Raw genomic sequence first — 13,583 nt, forward strand, 5'->3', positions numbered from 1 at the left:
GTGGTGGTCGTGGTGGTGGCGGCGCGCCGCGGGCCCTCAGGCCAGCGCGGCACGCAGCTTTGCAAGACGGTCGCGGCGGGCGGCGCGGGCCGCGAGCGCCTCTTCCATCGTCACCTCGGTGAAGCGCACCTTGGTGTTCGGCTGCAGCTGACCGATCAGGTCCATGTCGGCCGAGATCACCGCGCCAAGGGTGAAGTAGCCGCCGCCCGAGACCGCGTCGCGGTGCAGAACGATCGGCTCCTGTCCGCCCGGCACCTGGATCGAGCCGTAGGAATAGCAGCCGTCGACGATGTTCGACGGGTCCGAGCCCGCGCCGAAGGGCTGTTCGCGGTCGACGAATTCCATCGGCGCACCGCCGCGGAAGCGATAGCCCATGCGGTCGGCCTCGGGCGCCACGACCCATTCGTCGGCGAAGAAGCGCGCCTGGCAGGCAGGGGTCAGCCGGTGCCAGTAGAGCCCGGTCAGCACCCGCAGCGAGACCGGCGCCGAGACCGGGGCCAGAAGGCCGCGATCAAGGCTGCGCTCGGTCATCGTCGTGGCCTCGCCCACCGGCACCACGTCGCCCGCCGCGATGGCGCGGCCGTCGATGCCGCCAAGCGCACCGATCGGATAGGTCGAGCGGCTGCCAAGCGCGAGCGGCGTCGCGATGCCGCCGCCGAAGGCGATGTAGATCCGCGCGCCGGCCTTGAGGAAACCGAAGCGCAGGGTCTGACCGGCCTTCACCACGAAGGCGCTCCAGCCCTCGCGCGGTTCGCCATCGACGAAGATCGGCATCTCGGCGCCGGTGACGGCCACCAGCGTGTCGGCGTCGAAGGTCAGCTCCGGCCCCATGAACACCGCCTCGAGCCCGGCCGCGCCCTCGTCATTGCCGACCAGCATGTTCGCCACGCGCAGCGCAAAGCGGTCCATCGCGCCGCCCTCGGGAATGCCGAGGTGGAAATAACCCGGACGGCCAAGGTCCTGCACCGTCGTCGAGAGCCCGGGTTTGACGACCTTAAATGCCATTGAGGGCCTCCATCAGGTTCGCGTTGGTGCCGGCGATGTCGGCGTTGAAGGCGTCGAGATCGAAGGTGACGGGGGCGATGCGCGGCGTGTAGGTGCCGGCGGCCACCGCGGCCTCGATCCGCTCGTATTCGGCGCGGTCGACGGGCTTCCATTTCACGATGTCGCCCGGACGGAAGAAGACCATGAAATCCTTCAGGTAGGACACCGTCTGCGTCGGGTCGTAGATCGGCATCGGGGTGATGCCGAAGAGCTGATAGCCGCCCGCGCCGCGCACCGAATAGATGCAGGCAAAGCAGCCGCCGATGCCGACCGAGAGCTTCGGCGTGTCGGTGCGCGGGCGCAGGTATTTCGGCACCTGGATCTGCTTCTCGCGCTCGACGAGCTGATAGAGGAAGGGCAGGCCCGCGACGAAGCCGACCATCGACACGAACCAGGGCTGCGAGTGGAAGGCCTCGAGGAAGGCCTCGACGCTGTCATAGCCGTTGATCCGCGCCGCATAGTCGAGATCCGATCCGGTCGGGTCCTGGTGCCGCTCGCGGAAGCGCATCAGCGTCTCGTGCGTCCAGGGGTCCTGGAAATAGACCGGGATCTCGATGATCCGCGTCTCGAGCCGCTTGTCCGAGACCTCGGCCTTGTGCTCGAGCTCCTTGATCCGCGCCATGATCTCCTCGGGGGCGATCACGTCGGGGTCGAAGCGCACCTCGAAGGAGGCGTTCGCCGGGCAGATCTCGGTCACGCCGGGGATCTCGGCCTCGGCCACCGCATTGCGCAGCGAGAGTGCGATGAAGAAGGCCTCGAGCGACATCTCCTCGTCGATCTCGACATAGACGTGCTCGTCGCCGCCGAAGGAATACCTTGTCTTCACGGTCTCTCTCCTATGCTGCGGTGGGGGCGGTCAGGTTCCCGGCGGCAAGCCAGGGTTCCAGCCATTGGGTGTGGAAGTCGCCCGCGCGCACGCCCGCATCGGCGGCCAGCGCCAGGTGCAGCGGGATCGTCGTCTTCAGCCCGCCGATCTCGATGCCGATGAGGGTGTCGGCCATCAGGTCGATCGCCGCGGCGCGGTCCTCGGCCCAGACGATCAGCTTGCCCAGAAGCGAATCGTAGAAGGGCGGGATCTGATAGCCCTCGTAGAGGAAGTGGTCGAAGCGCACGCCCTCGCCCACCGGGATGGTCAGCGCGGTGACCTTGCCCGGGAACGGCAGGAACTGCAGGAACGGGTCCTCGGCGTTCAGCCGGACCTCGATCGCGTGGCCGGTGCAGGTGATCTGCTCCTGCGTCAGCGGCAGCGGCTCGCCGCCCGCGATGCGCAGCATCAGCGCCACGAGGTCGAGCCCCGTCACCATCTCGGTCACCGGATGTTCCACCTGGATGCGGGTGTTCATCTCGATGAAGTAGAACCGGTCCGCCGCGCCGTCATAGAGATATTCGATGGTGCCCGCGCCGCGGTAGTTCACCGCCTGCGCCAGTGCCACGGCACTGTCGCACAGCGCCTTGCGGGTGGCCTCGGGCAGACCGAAGGCCGGCGCCTCTTCCCAGACCTTCTGCCGGCGGCGCTGCAGCGAGCATTCGCGCTCGTAGCAGTGCACGGCCGCGCCGGTGCCGTCGCCGAGGATCTGCACCTCGATGTGGCGCGGATTGAGGATCACCTTCTCGAGGTAGAGCCCGCCATCGCCGAAGGCGGCCTCGGCCTCGGCGCGCGCCTGCGGCGCGAGACGGGCGAGTTCCTCGGCCGAGGTGGCGATGCGGATGCCGCGCCCGCCACCGCCCGCCGCGGCCTTGATCATCACCGGATAGCCGATGCTCTCGGCGATCGCCACGGCCTCGGCCGCCTCGATCCGCCCGTCCGAACCCGGCACCGTCGGCACGCCGGCAGCCTTCGCCGCGATCTTCGCCGCGACCTTGTCGCCCATCCGGTCGATCGTCTCGGCCGTCGGGCCGACAAAGACCATGCCCGCCGCCTCGACCGCGCGGGCGAACTCGGCGTTCTCGGCGAGGAAGCCATAGCCCGGATGCACGGCGTCACAGCCCGCATCCTTCGCCGCGGCGACCACCGCCGCGATGTTCAGATAGGATTTCGCCGCCTGCGCCGGGCCGACGCAGACCGCGCCATCGGCCAGCTGCACGGCCAGCATCCCGGCATCGGCCTCGGAATGGGCCTGCACCGTCTCGATGCCCAGCGATTTCGCGGCGCGGATGATGCGCACGGCGATCTCGCCCCGGTTCGCGATGAAGAGTTTGCGGATCGCCATCGGATCAGTCCAGCTTCGCCAGGGTTTCGCCCGCGCTGACCGGCGTCGCATCGGCCGCAACATAGCCCGCGAAGGTGCCTGCCGCCTCGGCCTTCACCTCGATGAAGGTCTTCATCACCTCGATCAGGCCGATGGTATCCTCGGCCGCGACCGCCTCGCCCGCCGCCTTGAACGGCGCCGCGTCCGGCGAGGGCTTGTGGTAGAAGGTGCCGGGAAGGGGCGAAAGAATATCGGTCATGGCTCTCTCCTGTCAGATCAGTCTTGTTTGAGCACCAGCGCCGCGGGGGCGATGGTGATGCCGTTTTCGAGCAGCGTGGTCTTGATCGCGCGGCCGATCTCGACCGCGCCGGGGGTGTCGGAATGGAAGCAGATCGATTCGAACTCGACCCGGATCTCCTTGCCGTCCACCGTCTCGACGGTGTTGTCGAGACAGGCGCGCAGGCATTTCTCGGCGAGTTTCGCCGGATCGGGGGGCGCGACGCGGCGCTGGAACACGATCGAGCCGCTCGCATCATAGTCGCGGTCGGCGTAGAACTCGCGCACCACCGGCTGGCCGAGCCGCTGCGCGACCTCGCAGGTGTGCGAGATGTCCATGCAGAACAGGGCCAGCTCGGGCGCCGTGCGCTGCAGCGTCTCGACCAGATGGCGCGACAGGTCCTCGTTCGCCGCGGCCTCCATGTAGAGCGCGCCATGCGGCTTCACATGCTGAAGCGCGATGCCATAGCGCCGGCCGAACTCGCGCAAGGCGCCGATCTGGTAGAGGATGTCGTTCACCAGCTCCTCGGAGGTGGCGCGGATGTAGCGTCGGCCGAAGCCCACGAGGTCGCGATAGCCCGGGTGCGCGCCCAGCCCGACCGAGTGTTGCTGACACAGCTTCACCACCCGGTTCATCAGCGTCGGGTCACCGGCGTGAAAGCCCGTCGCCACATTCGCCGAGGAGATGACTTCCATCAGCTCCTCGTCGGGCGCGCCCATCGTCCAGTGGCCGAAGCCTTCTCCAAGGTCACAGTTGAGGTCGACGATCTTCGGCATGTCCAGGTCCACGTAACATTTGCATGAACAGGTTTCCCGAAGAATCGCATCATGTAAAATTCAAAGATATGTCTTTTTCATTTCTGTTTTTCAGATAAACAGGTGATCGGGAGCCCACCGCAAACTTCCAATATTCCTTGGATTGCTTGGCATTTGAGCAATTCGTTAACACGGATCTTCGGAAGATGTGATGAGCAGCATCTGAATATCAGAACAGGTCATCATGAACTTCCGGCAGATCAAGTATTTCGTCGCCACCGCCGAGACCGGTCAGGTCAGCCGCGCCGCGAACGCGCTGTCGATCTCGCAATCGGCGGTGACCACGGCGATCCGCGAACTCGAGACCGAGATCGGCACCGAGCTGTTCACCCGCACCGCGCACGGGATGGAGATGACGCAATCGGGGCGCGAGCTTCTGGCGCTGAGCTACGAGATCCTGACCAAGATCGACGAGGCGGTGAACATCCGCGAACGGGCAAGCGGCACCACCGGGCGGATCCTCGTCGCCACGACCTATACCGTGATCGGCTATTTCCTGCCCTATCACCTCGACCGCATCGCACGGATGCACCCCAATCTCGACATCCAGGTGCACGAGCTGAACCGCGAAAGCGTCGAGGAAGGGCTGCTTGCGAACCGCTTCGACATCGCGATCGTGCTGACCTCGAACATCTCGAACCCCGAGCTCGAGACCGACACCCTGTTGCGCTCGACCCGGCGGCTGTGGGTGCCGCAGGGCCACCGCCTCGCCGACCGCCGCAAGGTGCAGTTCAGCGAGATCTCGGAAGAGGATTACATCATGCTGACGGTGGACGAGGCGGCGAACACTACGATGAAATACTGGACCTTCGGCTCGACCCCGCCGCGGGTGAAGATGCGCACCTCGTCGATCGAGGCGGTGCGCTCGATGGTGGCGAACGGCCAGGGGGTGACGGTGCTCTCCGACATGGTCTATCGCCCCTGGTCGCTCGAGGGGCGGCGGATCGTGACGGTCGAGACCGACCCGGTCGTGCCCTCGATGGACGTGGGGCTTGCCTGGCGCCGCGGCACCGAGATGACGCCCGCGACGCAGGTGCTCTACACCTACTTCCGACAGGCCTTCAACACGCCGCAGATCTGAGCTCAGGCGGGGAGGCGGTCGGCCTCGGTCAGGAACAGAACCTCGACCCCCAGGCGACCGGCCAGCGCCCGCCCCGCCGCCTCGCCGAGCACCATCAGGGCGCTGGCGACGGCATCGGCGCGCATGCAGGTCTCGGCCAGCACGGTGACCGAGGCCGGGCCGCCCAGCACCGGCGCGCCGCGGCGCGGGTCCATGGTATGCGAGAGCTGCCGGCCGCCGACCTCGACCCGGTGGCGATAGTCGCCCGAGGTGGCGATGGCGATGTCATGCAGCTCGAACACCGAATGCACGGCGCGGAGCGCGGGGTCGGGGCGTTCGACCGCCACCGCCCAGCCCCGGCCGTCGGGCTGGGTGCCGATGCCGCGCAGCTCGCCATCGATCGCGGCGAGCGCGCGGGTGATGCCATGCGCGCCCAGCACCTCGACCAGCGCATCGACGCCATAGCCCTTGGCGATGCCGCTGAGGTCCAGCGTCATCTCGGCGCGCTTGCAGGCGGTGCCGGCGGCGCGGTCAAGCTCGAGCCCCTCGAAGCTCGGCCGCCGCGGGCGGGCCATCGCGGCGCGGATCGCGGCCGGGTCGGCCGGCGCCGGGCCAAAGCCCCAGGCCGCGACCGCATCGCCCATGGCGATCTCGAAGGCGCCGCCCGACAGCCGGCCGATTTCCAGCGCCTCGGCCAGCACCGTCATCAGCCGCGCGGGCAGCGGCACCGCGACATCAAGCGGCGCCGCGTTGAGCCGCATCAGGTCGCTCTCGGGCCGCCAGGTCGACATCTGCGCGTCGACCTCGTCCACCGCCTGTTGCAGCGCGGCCGCGAGAGGGGCGAGGTCTGCCCCCTCGGGCGCATAGAGCACCACCGACCAGCGCGTGCCCATCGTCGAGCCGCTCAGCGCGCGGCGGGTCAGATCAGAAGACGTCTTCGGCATAGCGTCCCTCTTCCTTCAACAGTGCAAGGCTCTTGCCCTGCCCTTCCAGGATCGCGGAGAGCGCGTCGCGCACCCCTGCGGCCATCTCGCGTCCGCCACAAACCAGCACCTGCGCGCCCGCGGCCAGAAGCGCACCGACCTGCGCCGCCTCGGCACCGATGCGGTCCTGCACATGCTCGCGCCGGCCCGCGCGGGAGAAGGCGGCGCTCAGCCCCGACAGGCGGCCATCGGCGCGCCAGGCGGTCAGGTCTTCCTCGTAGAGGAAATCGCTCTCGGGGGTGCGGGCGCCGAACCACAGATGCACCGGGCGGTGGCGGCGGTTCGCGCGGACAAAGCCCGCAAGCGGCGCGATGCCCGCCCCCGCCCCCACCAGGATCAGCGGCTTGCGCCCCTTCGCCGGGTGGAAGGCCGGATTGCGGCGCAGGAAGGCGGTGACCGTCGCCCCGGGGGCCAGCGCGGTCAGCTGACCCGAGCAGAGCCCGCCCGGCTGCCGGCGCACGCAGATCTCGACGAAGCCGTCGCGCGCGCCCGAGGCCAGCGAATAGAAGCGCGGCAGGTCCGAGCCCTCGGGCAGCACGCCGAGCAGGTCGCCCGCCTCGAAGCGGGCAAAGCCCTGCCCGGTCAGCCGCTGCCACAGACCAGGCTTCGGCAGAGCGAAGCGCAGGATCGCCGCCGGGGCCTGGACCTCGGCGCCATAGTCGCGACGCGAGATCAGGCGCAGCGCCTCGCCCTGCGGCACCTGCGGCAGATGCGCGAGGTCAAGCGGATGCCCCAGCACGTCGCCCAGATCGCGGCCCCAGCGGGCGAAGTCCTGCGGCGACTGGCGGTTGACGGTGCCAAGGGGCATCAGCTCGGCCCAGCCGATGGCGCGGGCGGCCTCGGTCAGGTCCTGCGCATAGCCGCAGAACTCGGGGAAGCTGCGGTCGCCGAAGCCGAGCACGGCAAGCGGCGCGGCGGGTGGCGTCTTCAGCGCGCGGATGCAGGCCAGAACGCCGCGGGCGGCGGCGGGCGCCTCGCCCTCGCCATAGGTCGCGGCAAGGATGAGGAAGCGCTTCGCCTTGCCATAGCGCGCCGGATCGAAGGCGCTGAGGGGCGCGGCGTGCACGCTGTGGCCGGCCTGCGCCAGCGCGTCGCGCAGGGTGCGGGCAAAGCCCCAGGTCGTGCCGCCTTCCGAGGCGACGAGCAGGATGGTCTCGGCACTGCCCGAGGCGACATTGCCCGGCAGACGCACGCCCGAGCGGCGGGTGCGCAGCCATTGCACCGCCCCGGTGACGGCAAGCGTCGGCACGCTCAGCGCCATCAGGCCAAGGATCAGGCCGAGCGTTGCCGCGCCGCGGCCGGTGTGCAGCATCTCGACAATCGCGCTCGCGCGTTCCCACGCGCTCGGCAGGGCCGAGGACAGCACGGCGCCGGTGCCCGGGTCGATCAGCGCGGTGCCGCCCGCGGCACTCAGGGTGAAGACGTCGGTCGGGTCCTGCGACGAGGGGAAGGAGAGGTCGCGCAGATCGGCGACCGGGGTTTCGGCCAGCAGCGGGATCTGCGCGGGGGCCAGCCGGGGCAGCCCCGCCGTCGCCACCGCAGGGGCCGGATCGACCGCCTCGTCAGGCAGAAGCGAGAAGGTCGAGGCGGTCATCCACAGCGCGGTGAGCGAGGACAGCAGCAGCCCGCCCACGGCAAAACGGGCCAGCTCGACATGCACGCGCCCGGGCCAGGGCCCACGGGTGCGGCCGAACCAGCGCCGCCACCCGCCCATGCGCCGCGCCACCAGCGCCGCGCCCGACAGCGTCAGCACCGCCATCGCCGCCGCGCCCGCCGCCATCACCAGCCGCCCGGTGTCGCCAAGGAACAGCGAGCGGTGCAGGTTGGTGAGCCACAGCTCGACCGACGAGGGGTCGGCGCTGACCGCATCCGCCCCCGTCACCGGGTCGATCACCGCACTGCCGGGCGTGCCCGCATCGAACCACCAGGCGGTGATCCGACCCGAGGGCGCGCGGCGGATCTGCTCGAGCCCGGGATGGGCCGCCTCGACCTGTGCCGCCAGTTCGGCGACGCTCAGCCCCGCCGGCGCCTGCGGCGCCCCCACCCGCTCGAGCGCGGGAAAGACCGAAAGCGCCGCGCCGCTGAGGGCGAGGACAAGGACGAGCAGCGCGGCAATCAGGCCGGGCCAACGGTGGATCGAGCGCAGCACGGGCGGGCCCTCCGGATCAGAAGCTGACGGTCAGCGTGTCGATGTAGCTGCGCCCCTGCGCCGGCTTGCCGACGATGTCCGAGGTCAGCGGCAGCACCACCTCGTTCGGGCTTTCGCGCATGTCCTCGACCGCGGCATCGACGTGGAGCACATAGCCAGCATCGAACAACGCGTCCTGAAGGTCGAGCGTGATCTTCAGCGAGCGGCCGGCACCGACCGAGGCGCCGGTGATGCCGTCGACCTGTGCGGTGTCGCCGCCGGTCGCGGCCTGCCAGCCGGTGAGGTGGCGATAATACTTGGCCTTGCCGCCCGCCATCCACAGGCTGCCGACATAGCCGCCCTTCGCATCGGTGACATAGAAGGCCAGATAGGCGCCGTCGCCGCCGTAATTGCGCATCTGCGTGGTGAAGGTGACGGGCTTGGCCTGCGCGAGCGCCGGAACGGCGGTCAGCGCGGTGGTCAGGGCGAGTGCGGTGAGCAGGTGTTTCATTCTCTCTCTCCTCGGATCAGTTCGTCTGCACCGCGGGCTTCGCGCCCGGGGCGAAAAGCCCGTTCGCGGGCGGCGCGGAGGTGCCGGCAGGCGCCGGACCACGGCTGGTGCAGCCCGGGGTCCCCGGCGCACAGCCGCGGCCCTCGTCATCGTCATCATCATCGTCGTCGTCATCGTCATCGTGACCGCGACGGCCGAAGATCCAGCCCTCGCCCTCGTCATCATCGTCATCCTCGGCAAGGCGCATCGGTGCCGGGGCAGCCGGGCTGGCGGCGGCCGGGGCGGCGGCGGCATCGGTCGCACCGCCGGAGACGACCACGGCCGAGCGCACAAGCGGGCCAAGCGGCGACGCCGCAGCGGGGGCGGCGGGCGTCACCTCGGGCACGGGCGCCGCGGAAAGCGCGCCGACGACGCTCGTGGTGATCGCGGTGGTCAGGGCAAGCAGGGCAAGAACGGATTTCATCTGGGGTCCTTCGTGTCTGGTATCTGTCGCAAGGTGTCGCGCCCGAAGCTGAGCGCGGGCTGAAGCGGCGGGACTTTCCGCTTCAGCGGGCTGTCAGGTCGGGCGCGCCGGTCGAACAAGGGACAAGCCCGGCGCGCCCGCTCCCGGGGGGACGATTCCCGGGAGCCGGACCGGAAAACCGGCCCGGAAATCGGGGTCAGTCGCCGTGGCCGTGGCCGTGATGATCGTCATCCTCATCGACCTCGCCCTTCAGCACCTCGAGCGTCGCCGGATCGAGCTTCATCTCGACCGCGCGGCCCTGGGCATCGCGCGCATCGAGCTCGTAGCAGCCGTCGTCGATCTTGATCCGCCGCACCGTCAGCCCCTGCGCCTCGGCCAGTGCCTGCACCGCGGCGCGCGGCTGCCAGTCGGCCATCGGCACGCGGCAATGGAGCTCGCCGGCAAAGGCCCCTCCCGGCGCAGCGACAAGCAAGAGCGCAGGCAGCGCCAGACGGGACAGCGGGCGAGAGAATGACGACATCGGCTCCTCCGGTTTCGGTTGCCCCTTCTTTGCCGCGCGAATCTGACGCGAGCCTGAACCTGCCCGCCATCGAGGTTCAGCTTGCCGTCAGCTTCGCACGGAATAAGCTGGCCACGCTGCCGGAGGAGCCCATGCGCATTCTGCTGATCGAGGACGACGAGGTGCTGGGCGCCGCGGTGCGCGACCAGATCGCGGCCGACGGCCATCCCGTCGACTGGGTGACGCGGCTCGATGCGGCGCGCGACGCGATGGCGGTGGCGGTCTATGACCTGATCCTGCTCGACCTGATGCTGCCCGACGGGCTGGGCCTTGGCTTCCTGCGCGCGCTGCGCGGGCGCGGCGATGCCACCCCCGCCATCATCCTGACCGCGCTCGATCAGGTGTCGGACCGCATCGACGGGCTGAATGCCGGCGCCGACGACTATCTGGTGAAACCCTTCGACCTCGCCGAGCTGTCCGCCCGCATCGGCTCGGTCGCGCGCCGCTATGCCGGCAACCCGAACCCGATCATCACCCTCGGCCCGCTCGAGATCGACCTTGCCGCCCGCGCCGTGCGCCGCGACGGCAAGCCGGTGTCGCTCACCGCGCGCGAATGGGCCCTCTTCGAGGCCTTCCTCGCCCGCCCCGGCCAGCTGCTGTCGAAACCCGCGCTGGAAGAGCGGCTCTATTCCTTCGACGACGAGGTCGAAAGCAACACCGTCGAGGTCCATGTCAGCCGGCTGCGCAAGAAACTGGGCGCGGGCGTGATCGAGACCGAGCGTGGCCTCGGCTATCGGCTGGGCCGGGGATGAGGGCGCCACATTCCCTGCAGCTGCGCCTTGGCCTTGCCGTGGGCGCGGTGGTCACGGCGCTCTGGGCCGCGGGGGCGCTCACCACCGCGCAGCTTCTGCGCCGCGAGATGAACGAGGTCTTCGATTCGATGCTCGAGGAGACGGCGCAACGCGTGCTGCCGCTTGCCGTGACCGAGATCCTCGGCCGCGAGGGGGCGACGGGGCCCCAGACCGTACCGGTGATCCGCGCCCATGAAGAGCAGTTCACCTATGTCGTGCGCGATGCTTCGGGCGCGGTCTTGCTGCAATCGCACGTGGCAGACCCCGCCGCTTTCCCGCCCTATGCCGGGCCGGGTTTCTCCGACACGCCGCAGCTGCGGATCTATTCGGACGAGGCGCTGCGCGGCAGCGTGACGATCTCGGTGGGTGAGCCGGTCGCGCGTCGGGCCCGCCTTGCGGGCAAGGTGCAGATGGGGCTGCTCGCCCCGCTCGCGCTGATGGTGCCGCTGTCTCTGGGCGCGATCGCGCTGGTGCTGCGGCTCGGCTTTGCGCCGCTGCGCCGGTTCCGGCTGCGGCTGGCGCGGCGCGGCGCGGCCGACCTTTCGGCGGTGGAAACGCGCGACCTTCCGGCCGAGGTGCAACCGCTCGCGGAAACCCTGAACGCGCTGCTCGCCAGGCTCGATGCCGCCTTCCAGGCCGAGCGCAGCTTCACCGCCAATGCCGCCCATGAGTTGCGCACGCCGCTTGCCGGCGCCATCGCCCAGGTGCAGCGGCTGCGCGCCGAAAGCACCGACCCCGCCCCCACCGCCCGCGCCGCCGAGATCGAGGCCGGGCTGAAGCGGCTGACGCGGCTCTCCGAGGGGCTGATGCAGCTTGCCCGCGCCGAGGGCGGCAAGCTGCGCACCGGCACGCCGCGCGACCTGCGCCTGGTCGCCCGGCTGATGGCCGAGGACACGGCACGGCTTGCCGGCGCGGCCCCGGTGACGCTCGATCTGCCTGCGGCGCCGGTGCTCTCCGACCTCGACCCCGACATCTTCGGCATCCTCGTGCGCAACCTCGTCGAGAACGCGCTGCGCCACGGCACGCCCGGCGCGCCGGTGACCGCAAGGCTTGCGCCCGATGCGACGATCTCGGTCGAGAACGACTGCGCCCCGGTGCCCGCCGAGACCCTCGCCCGGCTCGGCACGCGATTCGAGCGTGCCCCCGGCGCCGGCAAGGGCAGCGGGCTCGGCCTTGCCATCGTGCGCGCGATCGTCACCCGCTCCGGCGGGCGACTGGATCTCGCCTCTCCCCTTCCGGGCCGCGACCGCGGCTTTTCGGTGACCGTCACCCTGCCGCCCTCCCAGCCCGGCTGACCCATTCCCCTTTTCAACCCAGCGACACCGCGAGGCACCCATGTCCCCCCTTCCCTACCAGTCGGCCCACGAGGAGCTGCATTTCATCAACCGCTCCGGCTGGCTGCGCGCCGCCGTGCTTGGCGCCAATGACGGCATCGTCTCCGTCGCCTCTCTGATCGTCGGCGTGGCCGCGGCCGATCCCTCGCCCACGGCGGTGCTGATCGCCGGCGGCGCCGGCCTTGCCGCGGGCGCGATGTCGATGGCGGCGGGCGAATATGTCTCGGTCTCCTCGCAATCCGACATCGAACGCGCCGATATCGCGCGCGAAACCGCGGCGCTGCGCGACACCCCCGAGGAAGAGGAGCGCGAGCTCGCCTCGATCTTCGAAAGCCGCGGGCTGAGCCAGGCCACCGCCGCGCTGGTGGCGCGCGAGCTGACCGAGAAGGACGCGCTCGGCGCCCATGTGCGCGAGGAACTGGGCCTGTCCGAGGTGCATGCCGCGAACCCGCTGCAGGCGGCGCTGGCGTCCGGCCTGACCTTCTCGGTCGCGGCGGCGATGCCGCTGATCGCCGCGGTGCTGGCGCCCGCGGGCCAGGTGATTCCGGTGGTGGTCGGCGCAACGCTCGTCTGCCTTGCGCTTCTGGGCGCGCTTGGCGCCCAGGCCGGCGGTGCCCCGAAGCTGCCCGCGACGCTGCGCGTGCTGTTCTGGGGCGCGGCCGCGATGGCGATCACTGCGGGCGTCGGGCGGATCTTCGGGGTGAGTGTCTGAGCCCTTTCGAGGGGGGCGCGGAGGGGTGCGGAAAATTTTGCAGGGAAACGCAAAATTCCTCTTGCGCCCACCCGCGCCCCCCCATATACGACGCCCTACGCAAGGCGCTGAACCAGCGCACTGCGGACCTCACGGTGGGGCCATAGCTCAGTTGGGAGAGCGCTTGAATGGCATTCAAGAGGTCAGGGGTTCGACTCCCCTTGGCTCCACCAAAATTCCCCTGAAAAGTAGCAGATAGTTCTGCCTTTCTTGTCAGAGGATTTGCCTCTGCCGCGCAGACTTGTGCCGTTTTCCCTTCGAAAATCCATGCTGCCTTGATCCGCGCCCATAGCGTGTCGATCGCGTTGCGGCCCTTCCCCATGTCAAACCCGAGGATGGCCCATGAGCGACCATTTCTTCGTCGTGACGGGCGGCCCCGGTGCGGGCAAGACCAGCCTCATTACCGAGCTTGCCCACCGCGGCTTTCACACAATCCCCGAATCCGGCCGCGCGATCATCCGCGAAGAGATGGCGAGCGGCGGAGACGCCCTCCCCTGGGCGGATCGCATGGCCTATGCCGAACGATGCTGGAGAGGGACCTGCGCGCCTACAGCGCCGCACAGGCACTCTCAGGCCCCGCAATCTTCGCCCGCGGCATTCCCGACATTCTGGGCTACCTGACCCTCCGGGGTCTCCCCGTGCCGCCCCACGTCGCCGCAGCAGCCAAGGCAGCCCGCT

15 protein-coding genes and 1 tRNA gene are annotated in these 13,583 nt (G+C 69.8%); 6 read left to right on the forward strand and 10 right to left on the reverse strand.

The genetic code is table 11. The annotated features are described in order from the left end of the window. Positions 1–36 precede the first annotated feature (36 nt). Genes AC0QTQ_RS16000 through AC0QTQ_RS16020 form a run of 5 tightly spaced genes read right to left on the reverse strand, consistent with a single transcriptional unit; the run spans position 37 to position 4,286 of the window. A complete protein-coding gene (locus tag AC0QTQ_RS16000; RefSeq protein ID WP_480257379.1) occupies positions 37–1,005 on the reverse strand; it encodes a 5-oxoprolinase subunit C family protein in 969 nt (322 codons plus the stop codon). Continuing rightward, positions 995–1,870 carry a 5-oxoprolinase subunit B family protein gene (locus tag AC0QTQ_RS16005; protein ID WP_121533859.1) on the reverse strand — a complete coding sequence of 292 codons (876 nt, stop codon included), beginning with the start codon at positions 1,868–1,870 and terminating at the stop codon, positions 995–997. Before AC0QTQ_RS16005 ends, AC0QTQ_RS16000 begins: the two co-directional genes overlap by 11 nt. 10 nt (positions 1,871–1,880) lie before the next feature. Further along, on the reverse strand, positions 1,881–3,254 hold the full coding sequence (locus AC0QTQ_RS16010; RefSeq protein ID WP_480257380.1) for an acetyl-CoA carboxylase biotin carboxylase subunit: 1,374 nt from the start codon (positions 3,252–3,254) through the stop codon (positions 1,881–1,883). Between the two features lie 4 nt (positions 3,255–3,258). Beyond that, a complete protein-coding gene (locus AC0QTQ_RS16015) occupies positions 3,259–3,492 on the reverse strand; it encodes an acetyl-CoA carboxylase (protein ID WP_121533861.1) in 234 nt (77 codons plus the stop codon). 17 nt (positions 3,493–3,509) lie between these two features. Beyond that, a complete protein-coding gene (locus AC0QTQ_RS16020; protein ID WP_480257381.1) occupies positions 3,510–4,286 on the reverse strand; it encodes a 5-oxoprolinase subunit PxpA in 777 nt (258 codons plus the stop codon). 223 nt (positions 4,287–4,509) lie between these two features. Here AC0QTQ_RS16020 and AC0QTQ_RS16025 point away from each other — a divergent pair, with 223 nt between their 5' ends. Next, the gene (locus AC0QTQ_RS16025) at positions 4,510–5,406 is read left to right on the forward strand and encodes a LysR family transcriptional regulator (protein ID WP_121533863.1); all 897 of its coding nucleotides are present in this window, start codon (positions 4,510–4,512) and stop codon (positions 5,404–5,406) included. A 2-nt stretch (positions 5,407–5,408) separates the two neighbouring features. On the opposite strand, the gene AC0QTQ_RS16030 is transcribed toward AC0QTQ_RS16025, so the two are convergent. The 5 genes from AC0QTQ_RS16030 to AC0QTQ_RS16050 all read right to left on the reverse strand — a co-directional run bounded on the left by AC0QTQ_RS16030 (position 5,409) and on the right by AC0QTQ_RS16050 (position 9,990). Next, on the reverse strand, positions 5,409–6,329 hold the full coding sequence (locus tag AC0QTQ_RS16030) for an FAD:protein FMN transferase (RefSeq protein ID WP_480257382.1): 921 nt from the start codon (positions 6,327–6,329) through the stop codon (positions 5,409–5,411). Further along, positions 6,310–8,517 (reverse strand): PepSY domain-containing protein, encoded by a 2,208-nt coding sequence (locus tag AC0QTQ_RS16035; RefSeq protein WP_480257383.1) that lies wholly within the window; start codon positions 8,515–8,517, stop codon positions 6,310–6,312. Before AC0QTQ_RS16035 ends, AC0QTQ_RS16030 begins: the two co-directional genes overlap by 20 nt. Positions 8,518–8,533: 16 nt before the next feature. Next, on the reverse strand, positions 8,534–9,007 hold the full coding sequence (locus AC0QTQ_RS16040) for a DUF2271 domain-containing protein (protein WP_121533866.1): 474 nt from the start codon (positions 9,005–9,007) through the stop codon (positions 8,534–8,536). A 16-nt stretch (positions 9,008–9,023) separates the two neighbouring features. Then, on the reverse strand, positions 9,024–9,470 hold the full coding sequence (locus AC0QTQ_RS16045; protein ID WP_480257384.1) for a hypothetical protein: 447 nt from the start codon (positions 9,468–9,470) through the stop codon (positions 9,024–9,026). A gap of 196 nt (positions 9,471–9,666) precedes the next feature. Then, positions 9,667–9,990, reverse strand: coding sequence for a PepSY domain-containing protein (locus AC0QTQ_RS16050; protein ID WP_480257385.1), 324 nt, complete (start codon positions 9,988–9,990; stop codon positions 9,667–9,669). Between the two features lie 131 nt (positions 9,991–10,121). Between AC0QTQ_RS16050 and AC0QTQ_RS16055 the strand changes: the two genes are divergently transcribed. The 5 genes from AC0QTQ_RS16055 to AC0QTQ_RS16075 all read left to right on the forward strand — a co-directional run bounded on the left by AC0QTQ_RS16055 (position 10,122) and on the right by AC0QTQ_RS16075 (position 13,526). Beyond that, positions 10,122–10,781, forward strand: coding sequence for a response regulator transcription factor (locus tag AC0QTQ_RS16055; RefSeq protein ID WP_480257386.1), 660 nt, complete (start codon positions 10,122–10,124; stop codon positions 10,779–10,781). Beyond that, positions 10,778–12,115, forward strand: a complete 1,338-nt coding sequence (locus tag AC0QTQ_RS16060) for an ATP-binding protein (RefSeq protein ID WP_480257387.1) — start codon at positions 10,778–10,780, stop codon at positions 12,113–12,115. Before AC0QTQ_RS16055 ends, AC0QTQ_RS16060 begins: the two co-directional genes overlap by 4 nt. A gap of 40 nt (positions 12,116–12,155) precedes the next feature. Then, positions 12,156–12,866 carry a VIT1/CCC1 transporter family protein gene (locus tag AC0QTQ_RS16065; RefSeq protein ID WP_121533870.1) on the forward strand — a complete coding sequence of 237 codons (711 nt, stop codon included), beginning with the start codon at positions 12,156–12,158 and terminating at the stop codon, positions 12,864–12,866. A gap of 136 nt (positions 12,867–13,002) precedes the next feature. Continuing rightward, positions 13,003–13,078 (forward strand) — tRNA-Ala (locus AC0QTQ_RS16070). Between the two features lie 169 nt (positions 13,079–13,247). Beyond that, on the forward strand, positions 13,248–13,526 hold the full coding sequence (locus AC0QTQ_RS16075; RefSeq protein WP_480257388.1) for an AAA family ATPase: 279 nt from the start codon (positions 13,248–13,250) through the stop codon (positions 13,524–13,526). The last annotated feature ends 57 nt before the right edge of the window (positions 13,527–13,583 follow it).

The organism is Paenirhodobacter sp. YD-8 (assembly GCF_056590935.1).

What these genes read in the sequence shown, in the direction of transcription:
- AC0QTQ_RS16000 (WP_480257379.1), bottom strand. Translation starts at nt 1,005, where the DNA reads ATGGCATTTAAGGTCGTCAAACCCGGGCTCTCGACGACGGTGCAGGAC.
- AC0QTQ_RS16010 (WP_480257380.1), bottom strand. Translation starts at nt 3,254, where the DNA reads ATGGCGATCCGCAAACTCTTCATCGCGAACCGGGGCGAGATCGCCGTG.
- AC0QTQ_RS16015 (WP_121533861.1), bottom strand. Translation starts at nt 3,492, where the DNA reads ATGACCGATATTCTTTCGCCCCTTCCCGGCACCTTCTACCACAAGCCC.
- AC0QTQ_RS16020 (WP_480257381.1), bottom strand. Translation starts at nt 4,286, where the DNA reads ATGCCGAAGATCGTCGACCTCAACTGTGACCTTGGAGAAGGCTTCGGC.
- AC0QTQ_RS16025 (WP_121533863.1), top strand. Translation starts at nt 4,510, where the DNA reads ATGAACTTCCGGCAGATCAAGTATTTCGTCGCCACCGCCGAGACCGGT.
- AC0QTQ_RS16030 (WP_480257382.1), bottom strand. Translation starts at nt 6,329, where the DNA reads ATGCCGAAGACGTCTTCTGATCTGACCCGCCGCGCGCTGAGCGGCTCG.
- AC0QTQ_RS16040 (WP_121533866.1), bottom strand. Translation starts at nt 9,007, where the DNA reads ATGAAACACCTGCTCACCGCACTCGCCCTGACCACCGCGCTGACCGCC.
- AC0QTQ_RS16045 (WP_480257384.1), bottom strand. Translation starts at nt 9,470, where the DNA reads ATGAAATCCGTTCTTGCCCTGCTTGCCCTGACCACCGCGATCACCACG.
- AC0QTQ_RS16050 (WP_480257385.1), bottom strand. Translation starts at nt 9,990, where the DNA reads ATGTCGTCATTCTCTCGCCCGCTGTCCCGTCTGGCGCTGCCTGCGCTC.
- AC0QTQ_RS16055 (WP_480257386.1), top strand. Translation starts at nt 10,122, where the DNA reads ATGCGCATTCTGCTGATCGAGGACGACGAGGTGCTGGGCGCCGCGGTG.
- AC0QTQ_RS16060 (WP_480257387.1), top strand. Translation starts at nt 10,778, where the DNA reads ATGAGGGCGCCACATTCCCTGCAGCTGCGCCTTGGCCTTGCCGTGGGC.
- AC0QTQ_RS16065 (WP_121533870.1), top strand. Translation starts at nt 12,156, where the DNA reads ATGTCCCCCCTTCCCTACCAGTCGGCCCACGAGGAGCTGCATTTCATC.
- AC0QTQ_RS16075 (WP_480257388.1), top strand. Translation starts at nt 13,248, where the DNA reads ATGAGCGACCATTTCTTCGTCGTGACGGGCGGCCCCGGTGCGGGCAAG.